This is a genomic window from Thermosulfuriphilus ammonigenes (assembly GCF_011207455.1).
Classification (GTDB): Bacteria; Desulfobacterota; Thermodesulfobacteria; order Thermodesulfobacteriales; family ST65; genus Thermosulfuriphilus; species Thermosulfuriphilus ammonigenes.
The window spans coordinates 1,729,129-1,752,100 of sequence record NZ_CP048877.1 but is presented as its reverse complement, the minus strand read 5'-3'; the positions used below and the strand labels follow the sequence as shown (position 1 = coordinate 1,752,100).

25 protein-coding genes are annotated in these 22,972 nt (G+C 52.7%); 11 read left to right on the top strand and 14 right to left on the bottom strand.

Annotated elements, in window-relative coordinates; genetic code table 11:
- The first annotated feature begins 2 nt into the window (after window positions 1-2).
- The gene (locus G4V39_RS08570; protein ID WP_166032538.1) at window positions 3-473 is read left to right on the top strand and encodes a DciA family protein; all 471 of its coding nucleotides are present in this window, start codon (window positions 3-5) and stop codon (window positions 471-473) included.
- On the opposite strand, the gene G4V39_RS08565 is transcribed toward G4V39_RS08570, so the two are convergent.
- Together G4V39_RS08565 and G4V39_RS08560 are read right to left on the bottom strand one after the other, a co-directional pair.
- Window positions 437-1,159, bottom strand: coding sequence for a tRNA1(Val) (adenine(37)-N6)-methyltransferase (locus G4V39_RS08565; RefSeq protein ID WP_166032537.1), 723 nt, complete (start codon window positions 1,157-1,159; stop codon window positions 437-439). The two genes, G4V39_RS08570 and G4V39_RS08565, sit on opposite strands and share 37 nt — an antisense overlap.
- 4 nt (window positions 1,160-1,163) lie before the next feature.
- The gene (locus G4V39_RS08560; protein WP_166032536.1) at window positions 1,164-2,444 is read right to left on the bottom strand and encodes a DUF1015 domain-containing protein; all 1,281 of its coding nucleotides are present in this window, start codon (window positions 2,442-2,444) and stop codon (window positions 1,164-1,166) included.
- A gap of 140 nt (window positions 2,445-2,584) precedes the next feature.
- On the opposite strand from G4V39_RS08560, the gene G4V39_RS08555 reads away from it, so the two are divergent.
- Window positions 2,585-3,241, top strand: a complete 657-nt coding sequence (locus G4V39_RS08555) for a coiled-coil domain-containing protein (protein ID WP_166032535.1) — start codon at window positions 2,585-2,587, stop codon at window positions 3,239-3,241.
- Window positions 3,238-3,681 carry a YtxH domain-containing protein gene (locus G4V39_RS08550; protein ID WP_166032534.1) on the top strand — a complete coding sequence of 148 codons (444 nt, stop codon included), beginning with the start codon at window positions 3,238-3,240 and terminating at the stop codon, window positions 3,679-3,681. Before G4V39_RS08555 ends, G4V39_RS08550 begins: the two co-directional genes overlap by 4 nt.
- A 7-nt stretch (window positions 3,682-3,688) precedes the next feature.
- On the opposite strand, the gene G4V39_RS08545 is transcribed toward G4V39_RS08550, so the two are convergent.
- The 7 genes from G4V39_RS08545 to G4V39_RS08515 form a co-directional block, all read right to left on the bottom strand.
- The gene (locus tag G4V39_RS08545) at window positions 3,689-4,498 is read right to left on the bottom strand and encodes an NAD(+)/NADH kinase (protein ID WP_166032533.1); all 810 of its coding nucleotides are present in this window, start codon (window positions 4,496-4,498) and stop codon (window positions 3,689-3,691) included.
- Window positions 4,499-4,546: 48 nt separating this feature from the next.
- Window positions 4,547-4,978 (bottom strand): hypothetical protein, encoded by a 432-nt coding sequence (locus tag G4V39_RS08540; RefSeq protein ID WP_166032532.1) that lies wholly within the window; start codon window positions 4,976-4,978, stop codon window positions 4,547-4,549.
- Window positions 4,979-4,996: 18 nt separating this feature from the next.
- Window positions 4,997-5,974, bottom strand: coding sequence for a sulfite exporter TauE/SafE family protein (locus tag G4V39_RS08535; RefSeq protein ID WP_166032531.1), 978 nt, complete (start codon window positions 5,972-5,974; stop codon window positions 4,997-4,999).
- A 180-nt stretch (window positions 5,975-6,154) separates the two neighbouring features.
- Complete coding sequence (locus tag G4V39_RS08530) at window positions 6,155-6,862, bottom strand: type 1 periplasmic-binding domain-containing protein (RefSeq protein WP_166032530.1); 708 nt, start codon at window positions 6,860-6,862, stop codon at window positions 6,155-6,157.
- A 23-nt stretch (window positions 6,863-6,885) separates the two neighbouring features.
- Complete coding sequence (locus tag G4V39_RS08525) at window positions 6,886-7,383, bottom strand: universal stress protein (protein WP_166032529.1); 498 nt, start codon at window positions 7,381-7,383, stop codon at window positions 6,886-6,888.
- A gap of 173 nt (window positions 7,384-7,556) precedes the next feature.
- A complete protein-coding gene (locus G4V39_RS08520; RefSeq protein WP_166032528.1) occupies window positions 7,557-8,930 on the bottom strand; it encodes a sigma-54-dependent transcriptional regulator in 1,374 nt (457 codons plus the stop codon).
- Window positions 8,931-8,935: 5 nt separating this feature from the next.
- The gene (locus tag G4V39_RS08515; RefSeq protein ID WP_166032527.1) at window positions 8,936-10,375 is read right to left on the bottom strand and encodes a sensor histidine kinase; all 1,440 of its coding nucleotides are present in this window, start codon (window positions 10,373-10,375) and stop codon (window positions 8,936-8,938) included.
- A 331-nt stretch (window positions 10,376-10,706) separates the two neighbouring features.
- On the opposite strand from G4V39_RS08515, the gene G4V39_RS08510 reads away from it, so the two are divergent.
- The 7 genes from G4V39_RS08510 (at window position 10,707) to cysS (ending at window position 18,731) form a co-directional block, all read left to right on the top strand.
- Window positions 10,707-10,865, top strand: a complete 159-nt coding sequence (locus G4V39_RS08510) for a hypothetical protein (protein ID WP_166032526.1) — start codon at window positions 10,707-10,709, stop codon at window positions 10,863-10,865.
- Between the two features lie 15 nt (window positions 10,866-10,880).
- A complete protein-coding gene (locus G4V39_RS08505; RefSeq protein ID WP_166032525.1) occupies window positions 10,881-11,552 on the top strand; it encodes a hypothetical protein in 672 nt (223 codons plus the stop codon).
- A gap of 31 nt (window positions 11,553-11,583) precedes the next feature.
- Window positions 11,584-12,714, top strand: coding sequence for a sulfite exporter TauE/SafE family protein (locus G4V39_RS08500; RefSeq protein ID WP_166032524.1), 1,131 nt, complete (start codon window positions 11,584-11,586; stop codon window positions 12,712-12,714).
- 10 nt (window positions 12,715-12,724) lie between these two features.
- Complete coding sequence (locus tag G4V39_RS08495; protein ID WP_166032523.1) at window positions 12,725-13,150, top strand: universal stress protein; 426 nt, start codon at window positions 12,725-12,727, stop codon at window positions 13,148-13,150.
- A 95-nt stretch (window positions 13,151-13,245) separates the two neighbouring features.
- Complete coding sequence (locus tag G4V39_RS08490) at window positions 13,246-15,387, top strand: LPS-assembly protein LptD (protein WP_166032522.1); 2,142 nt, start codon at window positions 13,246-13,248, stop codon at window positions 15,385-15,387.
- Between the two features lie 13 nt (window positions 15,388-15,400).
- Complete coding sequence (locus G4V39_RS08485) at window positions 15,401-16,378, top strand: hypothetical protein (protein WP_166032521.1); 978 nt, start codon at window positions 15,401-15,403, stop codon at window positions 16,376-16,378.
- Window positions 16,379-16,391: 13 nt separating this feature from the next.
- On the top strand, window positions 16,392-18,731 hold the full coding sequence (cysS, locus tag G4V39_RS08480) for a cysteine--tRNA ligase (RefSeq protein WP_166032520.1): 2,340 nt from the start codon (window positions 16,392-16,394) through the stop codon (window positions 18,729-18,731).
- Here the strand turns inward: cysS and G4V39_RS08475 are convergent.
- The gene (locus tag G4V39_RS08475; protein WP_166032519.1) at window positions 18,703-19,173 is read right to left on the bottom strand and encodes a hypothetical protein; all 471 of its coding nucleotides are present in this window, start codon (window positions 19,171-19,173) and stop codon (window positions 18,703-18,705) included. The two genes, cysS and G4V39_RS08475, sit on opposite strands and share 29 nt — an antisense overlap.
- Before the next feature lie 110 nt (window positions 19,174-19,283).
- Between G4V39_RS08475 and G4V39_RS08470 the strand changes: the two genes are divergently transcribed.
- Window positions 19,284-19,694: a hypothetical protein gene (locus G4V39_RS08470; RefSeq protein ID WP_166032518.1), complete on the top strand. Its 411-nt coding sequence runs from the start codon at window positions 19,284-19,286 to the stop codon at window positions 19,692-19,694.
- Here the strand turns inward: G4V39_RS08470 and tolB are convergent.
- The 4 genes from tolB to tolQ form a co-directional block, all read right to left on the bottom strand.
- A complete protein-coding gene (gene tolB, locus G4V39_RS08465; protein WP_166032517.1) occupies window positions 19,691-20,953 on the bottom strand; it encodes a Tol-Pal system beta propeller repeat protein TolB in 1,263 nt (420 codons plus the stop codon). The two genes, G4V39_RS08470 and tolB, sit on opposite strands and share 4 nt — an antisense overlap.
- Window positions 20,950-21,393 (bottom strand): TonB family protein, encoded by a 444-nt coding sequence (locus tag G4V39_RS08460; protein WP_166032516.1) that lies wholly within the window; start codon window positions 21,391-21,393, stop codon window positions 20,950-20,952. The genes tolB and G4V39_RS08460 overlap by 4 nt, the downstream gene beginning before the upstream one ends.
- Before the next feature lie 452 nt (window positions 21,394-21,845).
- A complete protein-coding gene (locus tag G4V39_RS08455; RefSeq protein WP_166032515.1) occupies window positions 21,846-22,256 on the bottom strand; it encodes an ExbD/TolR family protein in 411 nt (136 codons plus the stop codon).
- Window positions 22,257-22,967: a protein TolQ gene (tolQ, locus tag G4V39_RS08450; RefSeq protein WP_210412070.1), complete on the bottom strand. Its 711-nt coding sequence runs from the start codon at window positions 22,965-22,967 to the stop codon at window positions 22,257-22,259. It abuts the gene before it with no gap.
- Between the last annotated feature and the right edge of the window lie 5 nt (window positions 22,968-22,972).

Genomic DNA, 22,972 nt, shown 5'->3' with positions numbered 1-22,972 from the left:
CCTTGGAAGCCATTGGCGGCATCATCGGATCTCTCTGGAAGACCAAGGGCTGGCAGGAAAGACTGGCGGGCCGCCGCATCTGGAAGGTCTGGGAAGAGGCTGTAGGCCCAGAGGTGGCCCGTCGGGCCCAGCCAGCAGATTTTGGGCGAGGACGTCTTACGGTCAGGGTAACCAACTCGGTCTGGATGCAACAGCTAAGTCTCCAGGCTCGCTACCTGAAAAGGTCTCTCAACCGGGCCCTGGGCGAAGAACTGGTCAAAGAAATAACCTTTCGTCTAGGGCCTGTAAGGTCAAAGACCAGCGAAAGCCGATCTCCGGTAGTGGTCCCCGCAGAGGTGAAAGAGGCCCTGGCCCGGGAGCTGGCCCATATTGAAGATGAAGATCTGCGGGAGGCCTTTTTACGCTTAAGGATTAAGGCCTGGCAGGCAAAGGAGGCTCAGAGGCGGAAAAGGCCCTCGGCCTGGGAGGTGTAAGGCCCACCCGGAGCCTGATAGATAAAGAAGGGGGGCAAAATCCGGAGCTCCTCGCCGGCTCCTTTACGGGCCTCAAAGAGTACAAGGCGTCCATAATCTCCGGGATAGGAATGAACCACCTGAAGCCGTTTGGGCTCAAGACCAAGTCTGCGACTTTCTGCCAAAAGGGCCACCAGACGGGAGGCCGGATAGATAAGATAAAGGCGCCCCCTTTCCTTAAGGATGGCCGCCGCGGCCGCTAAAAGGGCCCTTAAGTCAAGCAAAACTTCGTGTCTGGCCACGGTCTCCTCTTCTAAGGGGTTAAGACGCCCCGTCCCCAGAGGCCGATAGGGGGGATTAGCCAGAACCACATCTACCGAAGCCGCTATGATCTGCCGGGCCTCTCGCACATCAGCCCTGAGAAAAAGGACCCGGTCCTGCAGACCAGAGGTCTTGAGATTTCTGGCGGCCAAAAGGGCCAGACGTTTCTGAACCTCCAACCCCAATATTCTGGCTCCCGGAAACCGAAGGGCCAGGATAAGAGAGACAATCCCGCATCCGCTACCAAACTCCACTGCCAACTCTCCCGGCTTCAGTCTTACAAACCCGGCCAGAAGAAAGGCGTCTATAGAATAACGATACCCCCTTCGGGGCTGACAAACACTCAGCCGGCCAAAAAGCTCTTCACAGCTGACCTCGTCATCCATGATTTCAGCGCAACTCTTCCTGGGGATCCATATGGTATAGCACCAGGCCGGTTAGTATCTTGGGGTAAAAGTAGGTGGATTTATGGGGCATGGTCAGGCCGGCATCAGAGACGGCCTTGAGTTCGGCCACCGTGGTGGGCTTTAGAAGGAACCCCAGATGCCCCTGGCGGGCCGCCGCCAAAACCTCCCGGGCCCAGGGGGTAAAAGAAAGAAGATCTGGGCTCTTGAGTCGATCTTCTGGATAGCCAAGGGCCCTCTTAAGGACCAGTTCGGTAAAGATGGTCACCTCCAGGGAGCGAAGCTCTGGAGGCAGATCTTTTAAGGCCTCCATGATTCGCTCCGTATCCGCCTCAAAGAGCACTGACTCCTCGCCCTCAAGGGCGACAAAGGAACCCTTAGGGGCCCGACCAAGTTCCTCCTCGGCCCGTTCCTTGGTAACCGGTAGGGCCTTAAAGAGAGGGCTTAAAGAGACCTCTAGGTCCGAAATGAGACGTGATTCCTTAAGGATTCTATGGGTGGGCAGAATGACCAGCCCCTCATCTTCCATAGGACACAGATACATCATGATGTAGTTGAAGGCTAAGTGGGGATTGGGGCCGTAGATCCGCCGCATTTCATTCCGGTAGGTAAGGGCGGTGGTATAACGATGATGACCGTCGGCGATATACAGGGGCTGAGGCTCAAGGAGTCGCCGGACAAAACGAATGGCCTTGGTCTCAGAGACTCGAAAGAGACGATGAATGACCCCTGTCCCATCTCGAACTTCTAAAAGCTCCTGGGCCGCCTCTTTAAGACGTTTTACTGTCTGAAGTCTGGGGTCGGAATAAAGACAAAAGACCTGACTGAACTGGGCCTGGCAGGAACGCAATAGCTTAAGACGGTCTGAAGTCACCGATTCAAAGGTTCGTTCATGGGGCCGAATGACCCCCGAAGACCAATCCTCAAGGCGAACCAGACAAATGAACCCCCGGCGAACAAGGGATTTTTCCTCTAGAGAAAAGGCCATCTCATAGTAGTAGAAAGAAGGCTCTTTGTCCCGGATGAGGATTCCCTTGGTCAGCCAGTCTTTAAAACGCTGACTGGCCCGGGTGTAGCGGTTTTCAGTCTCGTTGTCTCCAGGCAGGACGCGCCCCAGTTCAAGATGAAAGATATTATGGGCGTCTCTGGTAAGGAAAGTCTCCTGCTGGGCCGGAGAGACCACATCATAGGGAGGGGCAACTACGTCTTCCAGCTGGATCTTTTCTTGATTGTAGCGGAGACCACAAAAAGGAACAACAATGGCCATAAGACCTCTCCTCTCAAGACTTCGGGCCTTAGCTACTATAAGAAACCGGAAGCGTCAATCACTGCCTATTTTCCTTGCCAGCCGAGAATCTGGCACTTATCTTTACTGAGGACTTGCCAAAACTCTTAAGGAGTTGCCCCATGGAGTTACAGCAACTGGTTTTAGTGGCCGCGGTAGTTGTTTTTGCCGTGGGGACTTTTTACCTCATAGGCCTTCTGAACAAACTTAAAGAAACCCTAAATAGTCTTGATTCCACAGTGGTCCAGCTAAAAACGACGGCCACCAGGCTGGAAGAGGAAGTTGTCCCCCTTTTGTCGCAGCTAAAAGAAACAGCGGCTTCCCTTAAAGAATTAGGGGATGCGGCTACCAAGGCTGTGATCACCGTAGAGGGAGAAATCAAACCCCTTTCCCAAGAGCTTCAGGGGGCCCTCTCCCAGCTCCAAGCCACTCTGGCCACCGTAGGACGGGGTGTGGAGGAGATTTCCCAGACCATGGCGGCTGCCGGACGGGGCCTTGACCAGCGTCTTCAAAGGGAGATCCCCGAACTTTTAAACCAGTTGAAGGAGATGGCCGAGCATTTCGGCCATCTGGCCGAAGGAATCAATCAACGCCTGGCCAAAACCGATGAACTATTTGAGGCCATCGGTGAGGCCGGCCAAACGGCCCAAACTGTTACCAAACTGGTAAGAGGTGGGCTCACCCAACTGGCCGTGGAGGTGGCCAGTATGGCTGTAGGTTTGAAGACAACCCTCCGTTACTTAACGGAAACTCTCGGAAAGGAGGTTGATAAAAGATGACAGAAAAAAGATTTTCTACGGGAACGGTGGCCTTTTCGTTTCTTCTGGGTGGCATAGTTGGGGCCGGCATTGCTCTGCTCCTGGCCCCGGCCTCCGGTAAAGAGACCAGGGAGAGATTGCGGGAGGTGACCGGTGAGTTCAAAGGCAAGGCCTATGAACTCACAGATGAAGCCAGGGAGGCTCTAGCGGCCAGGGCTGAAGAGGCCAGGCTGCGGGCCACCCGACTGACCGAAGAGTTTAAAGGCAAAGCCAGCCAGATTAAGGAAGAGGCCCAGAGTAAGGCCAGCGAAGTCCTGGAGAAGGCCAAAGGCACCGTGGAGGAGAAGAAAAGCGCCGTAATTTCAGCCTTTGAGGCTGGCAAGGAGGCCATGGAAAGAGAAAAAGAGCGGCTCTTGGCCAAGCTAAAGCGTGAAGAGGAGGAGCAGGAGGAACTCACCTAGGCTTGGTTTAATCTTCGGGACGGGCCGGATCTCCCCACTTGAGTTTGCGGCGCAAAATATCAAAGTAGCACTTGGTTGGTGAGGTAAAAAGGCGGAGCGGGCGCTCCGCCTTTTTTATTCGGAGGCGTCCTTCCGGAGGAAGATGAAAGCTGGATTGACCATCTAGAATAACCACCACATCTTCGGCCTCAGCGGCCAAACAGACCTCTATTTCCGCCCCGGCAGGGAGAATAAGGGGACGACTGGAAAGCATGAAAGGACAAATAGGGGTAAGGACTATAGCCTCCAGAGCCGGATGAACAATGGGACCTCCTGCCGAAAGACTGTAAGCTGTAGATCCAGTAGGAGTGGAGACAATAAGGCCGTCTCCAGTGTAGGTGGTGATAAAAGAACCATCAGCGGCGGTAAAAAGCCGAATGATACGGCCCAAGGGCCCCTTGACTATGGCCACCTCGTTTAATACCGGCGGGCTAGGATGACCATTGGCCGTCACCGTAAGAAGCATCCGTTCTTCAATATCCAGACGTCTCTGGGCCAGAAGATCAAGGGCCGTGTAGACCTCATCCAGGGATATCTCGGTCAGGAAGCCCAAACGCCCCAGGTTTATCCCCAGGAGGGGAACATCCAGACGGTAGGCCAGAGCAGCCGTGCGCAGAAGGGTCCCGTCTCCCCCAAGGACAACAATAGCCTCAACATCTTTAAAGGGCTCGTCCCTTAAGATCTCAATCCCTCGGGCCTTAAGACACTCGTTAAGGGCTCGATCCACCTCCCGAGGGACCTTCTCCCCTTTTTTGACCACAAAGGCTATACGCCGCACGAGGTCTTTTTAAATCATTTTCCCCGGGACATAAAGCCCACCTCCACCTCAGTGACCGATATGAATAATCCCTGAGGCCGCCAGCGAGAGTATCAACACCTCGACAATGGCCAGAATGCCTACGGCCCTGGCCCCAGAATTAAAGAGGTAGGGAATAATAGCTAGATAGCAGATGATGGTCAGGCCAGCGAGAAAGGCAATACCAATAAAATTAAGAATATCTCCATGGTTAAGGAGGTTGATCCATCCCCACCCGGCAGGCATATTGGCCTTCTCCAGAAACTCCGGGGCCGACATGTTCCAGTACTCCGGTAATTTGTCTATAGGGACGTAGGGAGGCAAAACCCCGGTAAGATAGACAACAAAGGTCAGGAGCATGATAGCAATGCCCACCAGGGAACCATACTTAAGAATCTTTGCGTAAATGATCTGTTCCGGAGGAGTTTCCACTTTGGTATGAGGATCCAGTCTCTCTGCCATGTTTGCCTCCTTCGAACTTTAAGTCCAGATTCCCAATCCCTTAAGAAGGGCTTTGAGACCGGCAAAAAGGAGCATTCCGATGACCACCCAGCGGACCATAGCCGGCTTGGCCACCGCCAGGAGTCTGACACCAACAAAAGAACCCAGCATGATACCCACTAAAGAGGGAATAACCATCATCGGCAGAACGCAACCGCCGTTAAGATAGACCCAGGCTGCCGAGGTATCGGTGATAGAGAGAAGAAACTTGCTGGTGGCCACAGACACCTTGATGGGGGCTCCCATAACCAGATTAAGCACCGGTACATTGGCCCACCCGGCCCCCAGGCCGAACATCCCGGCCATGATACCGATAACGACGAAAAGGGCCATACCCAAGGGGGTCCGATGCACGTACCATTTGTAAACTTCTCCGGTGGAGCTCTCGCGATAGATGCCCCACATTCCTAAGGCCTGAGATAAGGCGTCTGGTCTTTTCACCTCAGGAAACTCGCTCTTTTTGGCCGTGGTCATAACCACGACGATACCAAGAATAGTGGCTCCTAGGGCTATCTGGACTACATTCTTTGGCAGGGCCAGGCCAATCATAGCCCCGATAATGGCCGCCGTAGAGGCAATCAGGGCCACCGGAATCGCCAACCGAAGGCTGGCCAGGTTGCGCATTAGAAGACCGGGGCCAGCGGCCAGGGCCCCGGAAAGGGCCACCAGAAGACCGGCTCCCCGGACAAAATCCAAATTAAAAGGGAAAAAACCACCAATTATAGGAACATAGAGGACCCCACCCCCTACCCCACCGAGGACGGCTAAAATACCCAACAAAAAGGTGACCACAAAGAGAACCAAGGGCCAAAACCACCAGGGACGCGAGTTGTCACCTTCAACTATCTGGTCTATGGCCTGCTGGGCCTCAGGTGAGGCCTCCCCCCAGCTATAAAAGAGGGCCATGGCTGCCCCAACGGATGCAAAAACAGCAAAATACCTCCAGCGTTCGCCCATGACATCCTCCCATGCATTTCGTAACATGGTGTTTCAAAATGAAACCACAGGACAGTAATAGATGTTCGAAAAAGAAATGTCAAGTGAAACTATGACACTTTTCGGTCTTCCGAACCTAAAGGTTCGGAAGACCGAAGAGGTTTGAAGATCGTGGAGTCAAACAGGAAGGGAGATTTGAGATTAAAAGGAGAAAATGTGTACCTCCCCAAAATGAGGGACTTCTTCCTCCGGCAGAGAAATAACGTAACGGATCCTAAACTCATCTTTTAGGGCCCTGAGGGTGGCCTCTAGGGAGGTAAAGCTGACCATATGTCCCAGACAGACGCCTTGAGAGCGGGCCTGGGTAACCCAGGGGGCCAGGCCGTCATCGGCCCGGCGGAGGAGCCGCTGACGGATCTCCCTTGAGAGTTGGCCCTGGGAGGCCGAAGTGGCCGAAAAGATTGAAACGACCAAGATGTCCAGCCCTTTGGCCTGGGCCATCTTTAAGGCACAGTCCCAGAGTTCCTGAGGGTAATGTCCCTCCTGACATATAACCACCACCGTGGGCCGAGACCCCTGTTTAATGATCTCCAAGGCGTGCTCTGGCACTCCAGACTCAGCAAAGGTAATAGCCTCTGTGAGACGCTCGTGAATCTGGGAAAGATCCAGCTCTCGTTCCACTTTTACCTGCGGATATGAGGGGTCGCGAATAATCTCCTGGGCATAATCAAACTCCCCGGCCTCGGCAAAGGCCATCGCGACCATAGTCTTATCCCAGGCCGAAAGAGATTCTGAAGCCCCTTCCAGAAGACCGATCTCAGCCAAATACTGCCGGGCCTGATCGAACTCTCCGGCCTCAGCAAAGGCCGCCGCCCCTAAAGAATCGATGATTTTCTGCCACATTCCCATAAAGCTCCCCCCTTTGTGAGATTTTACTTAGCTGAAACTAGAACCACCGGGCATGGCGCCTCACGGATTATCCGAGAATATGTTTGCCGAAATCGGCGCTTACCACCCGCAATAACCACCGAGATGATCCCTTTAACATGGGTAAGATAAAAGAGAAGGATCTGCTCCAGAGTCCCAGACACGGTGATTACTTGTAAAGGGATCTCCAACCCCATGGAGACCAAAGTCTCCCGAACCAGGGCCTCAGAACGTATCGAGGCCGCCTTCAACATGGCCCGATCATTGACTGGCAGGGCCTGAATAACCTGTAGAGACGCCCTGGTAGAGCGACAGAGGTTGAGAGCGTAACGACAGGCCTTTCGATCAAGGGCCTCACCCTCCACCCCCAGAAGTACATGCCCTTCAGTAAAGCCCTCTTTAAGGATCTCTCGAGCCGCCTCAAACTCCCCGGCCTCGGCAAAGGCCGCCGCCCCAAAGGTGGCTTCGATCTTCCTAGAGATCTCTTTCCACTTCTTGTTCATGAAAAATCCTATAGAAGACTTTGAGAGAGCAAAATTCAAAAACAATGCCAACAACCTGAACAAATGTAAGTACTGAATGTAACGAAATTTTAGATTACGGCTGGCTGACTGTGAGGCCAAAAGAGGATGGAAGACGTTGCGTTTTAAAACAAGATTTTATCTTTCAAGAAACATTATTTTTCTGCTTCCAGACCGTACTTTTTAAGTTTCCTCCACAGGGAAACCCGATCTATGCCTAGGATTTGGGCCGCTAGGGTCTTGTTGCCGCCTGTCTCTTTTAGGATCCAGCGAATATAAGCTATCTCCTGCTCCTCCAGGGTGGGATAACGGCCGTCTTTCTTCCTAAAGGCCTTGATATCTAGCTGTCTTATCTCCTCGGGAAGGCAGGAACTATCTATTGTCTCTCCGGTAGCCAGGGCCACACCCCGCTCGATAATGTTTTCGAGTTCGCGAACATTGCCTGGAAAATCATAATTTTTGAGGATGGCTATAACCTCCTGACTAATAGAGGTAACCTTCTTACCCATCCGGGCCGCATGCTTTTCTAAAAAGAAACGAGCCAGAAGGGGGATGTCTCCCTTTCTTTCGGCCAAAGGCGGAAGGTGCATGTTCACCACATTCAGGCGGTAGTAAAGGTCGAGGCGAAAATCTCCTCGCTCTACGGCCTTTTTGAGATCCTGGTTGGTGGCAGCAATAAAGCGAATGTCCACTCGAATCGGTTCGGTCCCCCCCACTCGGTAGAATTCGTGTTCCTGAATCAGACGAAGCAGCTTGACCTGCATACTGGGAGACATCTCGGCAATCTCATCCAAAAAGAGAGTCCCTCCATTGGCCATATCCACCAGCCCTTTCTTGGAGTGGGTGGCCCCAGTAAAAGCTCCCTTCTCGTGGCCAAAGAGCTCATGAGCCAGGAGTTCTTCGGTAAAGACTCCGCAGTTAACCACCACAAAGGGCTTCTGTCGGCGGGGACTCATTTCATGAATATAACGGGCCAGGAGCTCCTTTCCCGTGCCGGATTCTCCCGTTATCAGGACGGTACAGTCGCTTATAGCCACCTGACGGGCCACATCCAGAATCTGTTTCATTTTGGCATCATTGGTGAGGATCTTTACCCGACCTTTGATAGCCTCAAGCTGACGTCTGAGGGCCAGATTCTCCCGACGCAGACGGGTTTTCTCCAGGGCCTCAGAGACCACCTTGCGAACCTCGTCTATCTTGTAGGGTTTAGCAATGTAGTAATAGGCCCCGGCCTTCATGGCCTCTATGGCCGAATCCACCGTGGCAAAGGCGGTGATAATGATCACCTCGCTCTCTGGAGAGCGCTCCTTGGCCAAGCGCAGAAGCTCCATGCCGTCTACCTTTTCCATCTTCAGATCGGTAACCACTACATCAAAGGTCTCTTTTTTGAGGAGGTCTCGGGCCTTAAGGCTACTGGTGGTAGCCACGATCTCATGACCAAGCTTCTGGAGTATATACTCCAGATTTTTAAGAGCGATCTCCTCGTCATCGACTACCAGGATTCGGCCCTTTTCGGAAAGGTCGGTCATTTTTCTTACTCCTTAGCCTTTGTGTGATCCCTCGGGGCCACCTTTAGCGACCGCTGCGGAAGAACAATAGTGAAGGTGGTCCCCTGACCAGGAACACTGGCTACCGAGATCTTACCGCCGTGATGTTTGATGATCTCATGGGTTATATAAAGCCCTAGCCCTGAACCTTTACCTACCTCTTTAGTGGTAAAGAAGGGGTCAAAAATCCTTTCCTTAATCTCTGGAGGGATACCACAGCCATTATCAATAACCCTTATTTCCACCCCTCGGTCCGTCTCTTGGGCCTCTACCCGAACCTCTCCCTCCTCTCCTATAGCCTGAATAGCGTTGGTGACCAAATTAAGGAGCGCCTGCTGAAGACGCTGCTTATCCACCCAGACATCAAGATCTGGAGGGATGGCCAGCTGGAGAGAGACCCTGGCCGGAAGCTGCCCCCTGACCATAGAAAAAACTTCTTCCACCAAAGGACGAAGAGGATGCCTTTCCAGAACATACTGTCTATGTCTGGAGAACTCTAACAGAGTGCGGACTATGTTTCGGGCTCTCCAGGTCTGCTTCTCTATCTGGATGAGCATATCCTTAAGAAATCGGGGATCAAGGTCTTCAAAGTCTTCCAGGAGGATCTGACAGGATGAATAAATGTTTGAAAGGGGGTTATTGAGTTCATGAGCCACCCCAGATAAGAGCGTGCCCAAAGAGGCCAGCTTCTTAGACTGAACAAGTTCCTCTTCCCGGGCCTTTATTTCCTCAAGCATCAGTCTCATGGTTTGAACCACCGACTGAATCTCGGAGTCGGCACTTTCGGGATAGACAGCGGTAAAGTTCCCGGAGGCTACCCGCTTAAGGTAGCCTTCCAGGTTTTTAAGGGGCAGAACAACCATCCGGGCCACCAAGTAGCCCAGCCCCACCGTGATACCAATAAAATAGATAGCCAAAAGAAACAGGAGAGCCATGGAGCGCTGGAAATAACGCTCCAGGCTCCTCCTCTCCCCGGCCTCTATCATCTCCGAAATGCGGACTAACTCTTTGCCCGTCTGACGAAGACGGGATATAAGATCTGCCGGCGGATCAGAAAGGGAGGCCACCCGAGCAAAGATCTTCCTGTATTCGCTGAGGGTCGTCCAGAGACGCTGAACCAAATCCGGGCTGGTAATCTTCGCCATCTCCCGACGACTTTCTGAAAGCATCATCTCAGCAACACCCAGAAAGTGCCGGGTATAAACCAAGGCCTCCTCATCGTGATAAAGGAGATAGTTTTTTTCAAAACGCCGAACTTCAAGGATGGTATTGTTGAAATCTTCAATGACCTGAAGAAGGGTGACTTTGGCATATATGTGGTGAAGGATAAGACCAGAGAGGGCAATGGTTATAAGAATCATGGAAAGAAAGAAACAATAACCAATCTGAACCTTGACTTTGAGACTTCGGGGCAGAAATCTTCTCAATCTTCTCTCCAGCACCTTAACGACACCCACTAAACTTTAGTGCATCCATAACATACTGCAACATTTTGCAAGAAGATGTTGCTCGTTGCAACATGTTTTTTGTTTGGGCTCTTCTTCGGCCAGCTTACTGCCAGAGTTTCCTTTTGCAACCATTTCCCGCTCATGTTTCGTCTTGAAACAAGAGGGCACCAACGTACAGTCAGACAGCTAATCAAATAAATTACGACAAAAAGGTGAGTTATCCCTCTTAGAAGTCATTGGCACAACTGTTGCTTCTTGCTCCAAAAAGAACAGTTGCAGAAAGCACATATAAATAAGGAGGGGTAAAAAAATGAAAAAGGAGGCCAGCAATCAATGGACGGATCTGATGGCCGCGGTGGCCTTTGCCGAGGCCGGAGAGTTCGAGGTGGCCTGCGAGATTCTAAAAGAAACTCTAGAGCAAGGAGAAGAATCTCAGGTTCCTCAAGAAATGATCACTATCAAAAGATAACCGGGGGGAGGCTTTATGGAAAAGATAATTTTTATTGAACAGACAGACAGAGAATCCAAACACCTGCCAAATGTAATAGAGATCGCCCGGAGTAAGGGTGCGGAACTGGTAGGCCTCTTTCTTATCCCTGTCTCTTTAGAGACAGCAGACTGGATAGAGACACAGGAGAAACAGCTCAAGGAGGCCGAGGCCAGAATCAAGACTTTTGCTGAAAAAATGGCCCAAGAGGCCCAAAGAGCCGGCGTCAGCCTCAACTGGCGCATAGTTCACTACACGCCCCGGGCCTTTATGAAGACCATGGCCGAGATTGGCCCGGCCGATATCATTATAGTCGGTGAGCTTGACCTTGATCCCCTGGCTGAAGAGGGCATCAAACACCTTGAGGACATCAGCATTCGCATGCGCTGTCCGGTACTTTCTATCAAGACCCTCATGCCTGAAGAGGCCACTTCCAAAAAGAAGGTCCTGGCCCGTATGGCCTTCTTCGGAGCCCTGTCGGCGGCTAGCTATTTCCTCTTCTTTCCTCAAATAGATAAGCTTAATCATCTCATCTACATGAAGGGCAATATCCTAGGAGCCTTGGCCGTAATGGCTACCGTACCTTTCCACGCCTATATCTACGGCAGTTTCACCGAATGTATCCCCAAGATCCTCGGGTTGGAGAAATCCGCCGGAACTCATCACTAAACAAAATCAAAGTTTTAAGGAGGCAAAGAAAATGGCTGCAGGACCAGTAACCGGACATATCTCTCCAGAACAGCTGGAGATCGTCACCCAGGTGCTCTCAGCTAGCCCTTGGAACTACTTCTGGGTGGCCCTTTTGGGTTTTATGGGCGGGACGCTTTCGGGCTTTATCGGCTCTGGAGGAGCCTTTCTCATGACCCCGGGAATGATGAACCTGGGCATCCCAGGAGTCATGGCTGTGGGAGCTAACATCACCCATAAATTCGGTAAGGCCATGATGGGCTCTAAGAAACACGGTGAGATGGGCCATGTGGACCGTAAATTGGCCGTCTTTGTCCTTATTACCGCCTTGGTGGGTATCAAGCTGGCCGTTTGGGTAAACGGCTATTTTTTCCACAAGTTGGGTAAGGCTGGCTCCAGCCTCTATGTAAGCGCCTTTTTTGTCATCACCCTCACCCTTATCGGTGGATCTATGCTCAAAGATGCCTTAAGAACCATGCGGGGGGGTGAAGTGGGGCCGTCTAAAGCCCTGCTCCGGCTCTCCAGTAAGCTCCGCATTCCTCCGATGATTCACTTTCCTGTGGCTGGGGTGAAAATCTCTCTCTGGACCATCCTCGTGGTAGGTACGGCAGTTGGCTACATGGCCGGAACCATAGGGGTGGGTGGATTCATCGGCGTGCCGGCCATGATCTACATCTTCGGTGTCCCTACAGTGGTGGCTGCCGGGACAGAACTCTTCTTGGCCATGTTCATGGGGGCCTGGGGAGCCTTCAACTACGCTCTGGGAGGCTTTGTGGATCTTCGCCTGACCTTCCTGCTTTACGCCGGCTCTCTCATCGGAATTTATGTCGGAGCCATTGGCACCAGCTTGGTTAAAGAGCTTTATATCCGATTGGTAACCTCCATCCTTATCCTGCTGTGTTGCGTCTCCCGAGCCCTGGCCATTCCTGATTACATGCAGCAGCTCAACCTTATCACCCTCTCGGAACATTCAGCTCAGGTCTTCGAACTGGCCAGTAAGATCTTCCTCTTTGCCAGCGGAGGTATTGCCACCCTCCTTATCTTCTACTGGACCCTTAAAGGGCACCTTGAAAAACAGCGCCTAGTCAAAAAATACGGCATGAGCTCCCAGGCGGTCAAAGTAGCCCAGACGGCCAAGGCCTAAGGAGGCAACCATGGCATACACACATATCCTCATTCCCATCGATGGCTCTGAACCCAGCCTGGAAGCCCTCAAACAGGGGCTTTCCCTGGCCAAGGCCAATCAAGCTCAAGTCACGGCCCTATATGTGGTACCCAGGGGAGAGGAGTTCATCGAGGTCTTTACCCTAAAGTCAGTAAAAGAGGCCTTCTACCAGGAGGGAGAAAAGGTCTTAGAGAAGGCCAGAAAGATCGCCCAAGAGATGGGAGTCTCTCTTAACACCAGAATAACAGAGGGACGTCCCCCAGAGGAAATCGTCGAGGTGGCCAAGAATCTTGGCTGTGATCTTATCGTTATGGGTAGCCACGGCCATGGAATGCTAGGGAAGCTTCTGATTGGAAGCTGTACCGAGCGAGTCCTGGCTATGGCCCCCTGCCCGGTCTTGGTGGTCAAAAAGTAAGATTATTCCTGCCGCGCTTCTCTTAAGGGGGGAGAGGGTTCTCTCCCCCCTTATTCATTGAAAGCCCTCTGTCCCTATGATAGTTAGCCAGAAGCGTGAAACGAGCCGGGACCTTTCTTCTTCTTTTGGGAATTTGTCTCCAGGCGGCAACCATCTGGGCTGCTCCACCTTGGCGCATCCTGGCCCAAAAGATCACCTACTTTGACAACAACCGGATCATCGTGGCCGAGGGGGAGGTAGAAGTCTATCACCAGGACCTGGCCATCTATGCTGACCGCCTCCGATATGACCTCCTAACAGAAAACATCTATGCCTATGGACACTTACGGGTTCGCTCCGGGGAAGATTGGATTCAGGGCCAGGAAGGAATCTTCAATGTCCGCACAGCAACGGGGACTATCCAGGAGGCCCATCTGTTTATAAAAAAGGAAAACTTCCATGTCTTGGCCCGGCAGATTCGGAAAACTGGTCCAGAGACCTACGAGGCTGACCAGGCCGTCATCACCACCTGCGATACCTGCCGCAGCTGTCCTCAGAGACCGGCCTGGAGCTTTTTTGCCCGGCGGGCCAAACTCACCGCTGAAGGGTATGCCAAGGGATACTCGGTAACTTTTCGGGTTAAAGACCGGGGATTTCTTTATTCTCCTTATGTTTCCGTAGCCACCAGGGCCCACCGAAAGACCGGACTCCTCCTCCCCCGGCTAACCGGGGGCAACCGCCACGGCTTTGGTCTGGAGATACCCTTTTTCTGGGCTATCAACGACAGCCTGGATCTTACCTTTTTTCCCAACTACATGGCCAAACGAGGACTTATGACCGGGGTAGAGTTCCGTTATGCCTGGGCCAAAGGCTCTAAGGGGGTCTTTCAGCTGGCCTATCTCAACGACAAGCTTAAGGATGATGACTACAACGATGACGGCATTCTCCGAGAGAATAAGCACCGCTGGTGGCTTAAAGGCAAGGCCGATCACCGCCTTCCCCGGGGTTTTATGGCCAAATTGGATCTGGATCTGGTAAGTGATAAGGATTTCCCCCTGGAGTTCCGAAGTGATCCCCTAGGTTACGACAAGGCCCAAAGGATGTTTATGGAGGAATTTGGTCGGGGAATTCAGGTAGACACCGCCACCATCCGGACCTCTACGGCCCAGGTCTCTGGAACCCTAGGTCACAACTTTCTTCTAGGACAGCTTACCTGGCATGACAACCAGAACCCCGGAGGCCAGAAGACCACCCTCCAGGAACTCCCCCTCCTTGAGTGGCGGAACCTCAAGCACCCCTTTTGGGGGCCGTTTTACTTCGAAGCTCGAAACCGATATCAGTATTTTTGGCGGGAAGAGGGGACAAAGGGGCACCGCCTTGACCTCCACTCGAAGATTTCTCTGCCCCTGCCCACCCAGCCTTATCTAGATGTCACTCTGGCCTATGGTCTGAGGGAAACCCTTTATAAGGTGGACTGGGACTCCCTGGAGAACCGAAAAAGCTATCTGGATCGAACCCTCTATGACCTTACGGCCGATATCTCCACCACCATTTTGCGAGTCTTTTATCTCCAGTGGAGAGGCATAGAAAAGGTCAGGCATAGCCTTCGTCCTCGCCTACTTTACACCTATATTCCCCCCAAGGATCAGAAGGACCTCCCTTACTTCGACGGCGGAGACCGGGTGGCGACCACCAATAAGATTACCTACTCTTTGACCAATTTCCTGACCATTAAGCGTGAAACTGCCCCGAGACGATACGCCTACCGAGATGTTCTGAGATTTAAGGTCCAGCAGAGCTACAGTTTTCGAGAGGCCAACCGGGAGCTGACTTCACCTAAAGATCGACGGCGCCCCTACTCGGACATTTACGTGGAACTTGAATTCACTCCTCATCCAAAGACCTATTTCCGCTATGACGCCAATTTCAGCGTCTATGGCCAGGGAACCACCAGTGCCAACATTATCCTTCGCCTCCAAGACTCACGGGGCAGTAGCCTCCGAGTTGACTGGCGGAGGCAGAAAAGCCTCGAGGTAGAAGAGCTTAACTCCTATCTTATTTATTCCCTCACCCCTCGTCTTTCTCTGATCTTCGGATATAAAAAGAACCTGGCCAGTGACGAACGCGTCGATACCCGCTATGGTCTTCGCTATCGATCACAGTGCTGGCAGGGTGAGGTTACAGTCTTGAGCACCCCATATGAGACGCGCTTTACCTTCCTCATCAATCTGCTGGGAATAGGTCGCTTTGGTTTGTAACTAGGGAGGTAATATGGTTTTAGAGGCCCTGGTCTTTCCTTTTACCCATCTCCGCAAAGATTTTTTATCCTTGGCCCTGACTTTTTTTGATCGAATAAAAGTCCTCTCAACCACCGAGGAAGGGCCACCAGAGGAAATCCGGGATCTGGTAGCCTCCCAAAAGGTAGAGGTTATCGTCCCCGCCCCTTTAGGAGATCGCCTGGAAGATTTCAAAAAAACTATTGCCGCTCTGGAAAATTGGGCCCTGATGATGGGTCGATCCGGGGACCTTGAAGTCTTCAAAGGTCTGTCCCGGGAGATGATTGAAGAATCTGTCGGAAGCATCAAGGCAGCCCTTAAAGGGGAGGAACCGCCAGAGGCAGAAAAAAATCGGCTCCTTGAAGCCCAGATCTTTCTCACCCTGGCCGAAAATCTCGACCGACGCCTTGAGGATCTGGAGGCCGAATATCACCATCTTAAGAAAAAAGCTCAGGATCTTACTCAAATGATCGTCGGGCCAGAAGGACCTGAAGGGTTTGAAAGATGGATTATTGAGCCCGTCGAGGTTCCAGAAAGGGCCTATCTCCTCAGGGAGAGGCTGAGCTCCTTCGTTAACCTCTGGATTAAAGCCAAAGATGAAAGCCAACTCTTACTAAGTGACCAGTCGGAAGTCATGGAGATCTTGGAGATTGCCTGCGAGAGGGAACGTCTTGCCTTACCTCGTCTTCTGTATCGACGTCCCTTAGGAGAGGGAAAACCTGCCAGACTTAAGGAAGAGGAGATGGTCCTGGCTAGTCTCCTTGAGGCCTCGGTAATAGATGAGGATGCTCTGATCCGGGCCGAAAAGGCCTTAAAGGATCTTTTTCCCCAAAGGGAAAAGGGGGCCCATCTTGTTCTTTATGGCTTCTCCCAGGTGGAACCCCGGCGACTTCTGGCCGCAGCCACCGGTCTCGAATCTCCCTCAACCTCCGGCCCTAAAGGAACGCTGGTGGCTATACTGGAGTACCTTTAAAAGGAGTAGGAAAATGCGAGTCCGAAAACGCGGCAATATTCTTGACCTGGTGGGCAACACCCCCCTTGTCCCCATTCACCGCCTGAATCCCAACCCCAGAGTAACCATTCTGGCCAAGTTAGAATCAAAAAATCCCGGAGGTTCGGTAAAGGATCGGATCGCTCTTTCTATGATTGAGGCCGCTGAAGAAACCGGTGAGCTTACTCCGGAGAAGATCGTCATAGAGGCCACCAGCGGCAACACCGGCATCGGACTGGCCATGGTCTGTGCCGTCAAGGGTTATCGCTGTTTGCTGGTCATGAGTGAGGGAGCCAGCATAGAGCGCCGCAAGATAATGCAGGCCTATGGGGCCGAGATCTATCTTACCCCGGCCGAAAAGAGTACCGACGGGGCCATAGAAGAGGTCTATGCCCGACTGCGGGCCGAACCTCAGCGTTACTTCTGCCCGGATCAATTCAACAACGAAAACAATTGGCGGGCTCACTATTATCATACTGCTCCGGAGATCTGGGAGGCCACCCAGGGCAAAGTCACCCATATCGTGGCCACCATGGGAACCACCGGAACACTTATGGGCCTGTCTCGTTTCTTTCGAGAAAGGGCCCCTGAGGTAAAGGTTATCGGGGTAGAACCTTACTATGGCCACAAGATCCAAGGTCTCAAGAACATGAAGGAATCCTATAAGCCGGGGATCTTCAACCGAAGGCTTCCCCATCGGATTGTTAATGTCCATGATGAAGAGGCCTTTGAGATGGCCAGGCTCCTGGCCAAAAAAGAGGGAATCTTTGTGGGCATGAGCTCCGGGGCGGCCATGGCTGCCGCCTACAACCTGGCCCGGGAGATAGAAGAAGGCCTTATCGTGACCATCTTTCCTGACGGGGGCGAACGTTATCTCTCCACCCCCCTCTTTAGCCTCACAGAGGAGGTACCCCCCCGGGGCCCCCGCTTCTATAACACCTTCTCTCGCAGAAAAGAGTCCTTTGAACCCCTCAATCCTCCCAGGGTAGGGATCTACTCCTGCGGCCCTACGGCCTATGAACTAGCCCACCTTGGACTCTGCCGCCGGGTGGTGGTGGCTGATATCCTCCGGCGACTTCTGGAATTCCGAGGCTATGATGTTTGCCACGTGATGAACATTACGGATATAGACGACAAGACTATTGCCGCCGCCCTTAAGGCCGGAGTCTCCCTGGAAGAGCTCACCAATCACTACACTGCGGAGTTCCTTCAGGATGTCGATACCCTAAAGGCCAAACGGGCCAGTTACTATCCCCGGGCCCGGGAACACATAGAAGATATGGTAGAGATTACCAGAAAGCTCCTTAAAAAGGGGCTGGCTTACGTTAAGTACCAATCGGTCTATTTTGACATCTCCAAGCTACCCGAATACGGAAAGCTCTCCCGGGTGGATCTTGACCGCATCCAGGTAGGCAAAACAGTGGATCTTGACGACTATGATAAGGATAGCCCGGTTGATTTCACCCTTTTTAAGCGTTCCACGCTACCGGAGCTGAGGCATGGTCTTTTCTACACCACTGAATGGGGAAACGTCCGTCCCGGCTGGCACATAGAGTGCGTGGCCATGGCCATGAAATACCTGGGAGAGACCTTTGACATTCACACCAGCGGCACGGATCTCATCTTTCCTCACCACGAAAACGAGATTGCCATCGCTCAAGCCCTGACGGGTAAACCCCTAGCCCGATACTGGCTTCATAGTGCCTTGGTTTACGTAGATGGTCAAAAAATGTCTCGCTCGGCAGGAAATGTGATCACCCTCCGGGATCTCCTGGCCCGGGGATATACCGGACGACAGGTGCGTTTCTTTCTCCTGCGGACCCATTATCGTAAACCTCTTAACTTCTCCTACCAGGCCCTGGAAGCTGCCTGCCGGGCCTTAGAGCGGATAGATAGCTTCCTTACCCGTTTGACCTTTATCCCCGATGGCCCCAGGCTTGAAGGATTAGATACAGCCATCGCTCAGCTAAAAGAGGACTTTCTGGATGCCTTAGACGACGATCTTAACGTCTCCCGAGCCCTGGGGGCGATCTTCTCTTTTATACACTGGCTCAATCCCAAGATGGACAAAGGTCTGGCCCCCGACGTCCGGGAAAAGATTCTTGAGGTCTTCAAAGAACTTGATCAGATTCTGGCGGTGATGGAATTTATGGAAAGACCCTCAGACCCCAAAATAGAAGAACTTATTAAATGCCGCGAGGAGGCCCGGGCCAAAGGCAATTACGCTGAGGCCGACCGTCTGAGGGAAGAATTAAAGAAGATGGGAGTGGAGGTGGTTGACGCCCCCTTTGGCCCCATCTGGCGTCTTAAGAGACGCCCGGAAGATGAGAGATAAGATGAGGGGGAAGATACAGACCACAACCCCAGATATCCTCCCCACAGCGCAGAATCACATACCCCGGCTCAACAGAAACCGCCCGGGAAATCTTCCTCTGGCTCTTTAAGGCTTCCAGTTCCTGAGGGGAAAGATCTACAATGGCCCGGGTGGCCAGGTGGCCGAAGCGTTGCAAGGCTATGGTGGTAGGTTTGATATACTTTGAGACCTGGCGAGCAAAAAGAAGCCCTACTGTCTGAACCTTAAGGTGTTTGATCTCTTCAGTTCGACCAGTATCACGGAGAAGCCAGTAATTTTTGGCCGTAGAGAGAAGAAGATATCCGGAGAAGGTCTCTTGAGGGATGCCAAAGCGGGCCTCGAAATAGCCCAAAATCCGACCCCTTTCCTCACTGGTTACCGGACGAGGCCAGCTTCTTTCCCAAGAGATTTCCTGCCGGCCCATAACTTAATACCCCCCTTTGTTCTAAGTTTTTTAACATTAACAGGACGAAAGAGGCCTGACCAGTGCAGACTCCTCTTGGAGAAAATGGGCCTGGGTATTATCATTCAAAGATGATGAAGGTCCGGAAACCAACCGCTGAAAAACGTATCCTCTTTCTTACCTGCGGTCTTCTTTGGCTCATGGTGGGAATCTACCTTATGGCCCTGGCCTGGTATTGGTTTCGGAGGTTTGGCTACTCTGCCCCGGCCCTTTTGGCTATGGTCGGCCTGCTTTTAGCCTACTATTTAGGTTTTGTCCGTATCGCCCGCAAGAACATTGGCCGACTGAGGGCCAAACCCCAGAGAATCTGCTTTTTTGCCTTCCAATCATGGAAGAGTTATCTGATCGTGGCCATCATGATTGCTTTGGGGGCCACCCTTAGACACTCCAGCATCCCTAAGATTTGGTTAGCTCCTCTCTATATGGGCATTGGTGGGGCCCTCTCTCTGGCCAGTCTCTGTTATTTCCGCCAAATCCTCTAATAAACGTTGCCCGACCAACAGGGATCATAAACCTCCCCGGTGGGGGAGAAAAGCAGACGCGGGGAGCTCCCATTGGCCATAATCACCCATAGGGCCCGCCTTCCGGAACGATTACTGACAAAGGCGATCTGCCGACCATCAGGTGACCAGACCGGAGTCTCATTGCTGCCGAGACTGGTCACCATAACCGGATCTCCTCCCCGCGGATCAATAGTGAAGATCTGAAAACGTCCCTCAACCAGACCGGCGTAAGCTAATCGGTCGCCCCTAGGTGACCAGGACGGAGAGGTATTATAGCTTCCTTTATAAGTCAGACGACGAATGCGACCACTACCCAGCTCCAAAATGTAGATCTGTGGGGTTCCTGAACGATCACTGACAAAGGCAAGCTGTTGACCATCAGGGGAAAAAGTGGCCGAGACATTGGCCCCGGGGCCGGCGGTGAGCCGCCGAATAATCCTCCCCCGAAGGTCAAGAAGATAAAGATCAGGATTGCCCTGAAAGGAAAGGGTGGCCACCAGGCGATCACCTCGAGGATGCCAGGCCGGGGCAATGTTTAGACCGGGGCGGGAGGACAGGACTCTGGTCTTACTCGTAGTCAAATCCTTAAGATATAACCAGGGGCGGCCTTTTTTATAGGAGGTATATACCAGATAGCGACCACTAGGAGAGACCCGCGGGGAAACAACGATTCCGGCATCAAAGGTCTCCTGGAGGAGATTAAAACCATCAAAATCTACAGAGAAGGCCTCCTTTATGGCCCCCCGTTTGACCACCATAAAGATCCGAGAAAGGGCGATACCCTCCTCCCCGGTGATGGCCTTGACCAGCTGGTAGGTAAATCGATGGACCATGTAGCGGGCCTCTGAGGCCCGGCCGGTATAAGCCCGGCCAAGGATCATCTCATCGGCGGTAAGATCAAAGGCCCTTAGCTCAAGACGAATCTTCTCCACCTGTTGGTAGAGGCGCCCCAAGACAAGATAATCGGCGGCAAGCCCCTTCCAGGCCTCCCGATCACGGATCTCCGTGGTCTCTCCCAAGACCTCAAAGTAACCGTGAAGGAGAAGATCCTTGGCCAGGATCCGAGACAGTTCAAGGTGAAGGGGGCCAGAGCCCTCAAAAAGAGGTACAGCGATGGGGATCTTACTGATCTGGGCCGAAGTAATCTCTACATAGACCCGGGCAGAGGAACTCCGTGGGAAAAGGATCAATAAGATCAACAAAAAGGCAAAAAAACGGCCTCCTTGCCACACCTTCATGGCTCCTCCCTTAACAGTCTTAGCGGACGAACGACAACCCCTATCTCCAGAGGGGGAGAAAGACGGGCCGGAGGAGGCGGAAAAGGGGCTGCCAGATAGACGGCCCGCCGAACAGCTTCGTCAAAGAGACGATTGCCGGATTTCTTCTCGAATCGAAACTTTTTAAGCCTTCCTCGGGCATCAATGACCACGATTACCGTGGCCGAAAGACGGGAAGGATCCTTAATGACCTCAGGGATGATCAGATTGGCCTCAATAAGGCCGGTGACCCGGGAAAGATAGCGGTTAAAGAGCCCCTCTCTGTCTCCCTCTGCGGCGGCCTTGGCCACCCGGGAAAGGGCGGCCGACAGATGGGCTGATTCTTCCCTTTCTCTTATCTTCTCTCTCAACTGGGAAAGGCGCCTGGCAAGAATGGCCTCCTCTTGAGCGTTATCTACCAAGGCCGGGGGGGACGACCTTGAAGGTGCCTTTTGGGGGGTGGGTTGAGTTTTGGGAGTCTTCTTGGCTTTTTTGACCTTCTGGGGCCTGGTTTTCTTGGGCGCAGACCTGGACGAAGGCCTGGTCCGGGAGGAAAGAGGTTTCTTTACCTTCTTGACTGAAGGGGGCTTTTTCCCAAGCAAAGAAGATCTGGACCCAGGTGGCTTAGGCCTCTTTTTTGGGGCAGAGCGAGGCCTTACTGAAGGCCTGGGAACTTTAGGGCTAGCTTTGGCACTAGTCTTAGGAGATGAAACCTTAGGGACAGAGGGGGGGGTGATGGCTACAAGACGCACTCTATAGACTTTAGGGGACGGAGGTCTAAATTCAGGGGCCAAAGCCAGCAGGGCCACCAAGGCTACGTGAAGAAGCAGGGAGGCCGCCAGATAAAAACGCCAGCGGACAAAAGTCTCCACGGCTACCTCTTTGCGGGAGGTGGTGCAGTAACTAAGCCGACCTCTTCTATTCCTAAGGCCCGGGCCAGAGCCAAAACCCGGGCCACTAGACCATAATGAGCCTGTCTGTCAGCCTCAATAAAGACTTCAGATTTGCTTCGGGCCGCCTGATAAAATCGGGCCTTAAGTCCCTTCAGCCCGACCTTCTCTCGACCGATATAGATATCCCCAGTTTGGGTAATAGTCACCACCAAGGGTTCCTTAAGCCGGGGGAGTTCTCCAGCCTTGGTCTGAGGGAGATTTACCGAAACCCCCCTAGTCATCATGGGGGCGGTAATCATAAAGATAATCAGAAGAACAAGAACAACATCCACCAGGGGGGTAACATTGATGTCGGCCAAATAGCGACCTTTTTTACTACCGTTTAGGGCCATTTACTCCTCCCCTATACCCTCCTGGATGAGATCTCTTTCTACCAGATTAAGAAGATCGCGGACAAAGGCTCGAATATCAGTCTCAAAGCGGGCCATCTGGCTCATGAAGAGATTAAAGGCCACGACGGCCGGGATGGCCGCCGCCAGGCCAAAGGCCGTGGCGATAAGGGCCTCGGCGATCCCCGGAGCCACGGTGGCCAGACTGGCTGATCCCACGGCCCCTATATTGTGAAAGGCCCCCATAATACCCCAGACAGTGCCAAAGAGGCCGATGAAAGGGGTAGCGTTGCCTGTAGTGGCCAGGAAGGAAAGGCCTTCCTCGAGACGCGAGAGTTCCAGGGAGACGGCCTTATCCAGGGCCCTCTCCAGCCGGGTAAGCACGCTCTCTACCCATAGGGACAACTCCTCCGGGGCTTTGGGTTTGGGCGTAGAACGGCGAATCCTGATAAGCTCTCCATAGCCCTGACGGAAGACCTCAGCCACCGGGGCCTGAGGACGATCTTTCAAGCCCCGAAAGACCTCAGAGAGCGTCCGGGCTGTCCAGAAGGAGTCCAAAAATTGTTCTGAAGCCCGACGTAATCGACGATATTGAAGCCCTTTAAAGAAGATAATAGCCCACGAGACCACAGAGAAGATAAAAAGGATCAAAAGGACAAATTTGGCTACGGGACCGGCGTCTAGGATAAGATCTATGATATTCAAACCTTTCACCAACG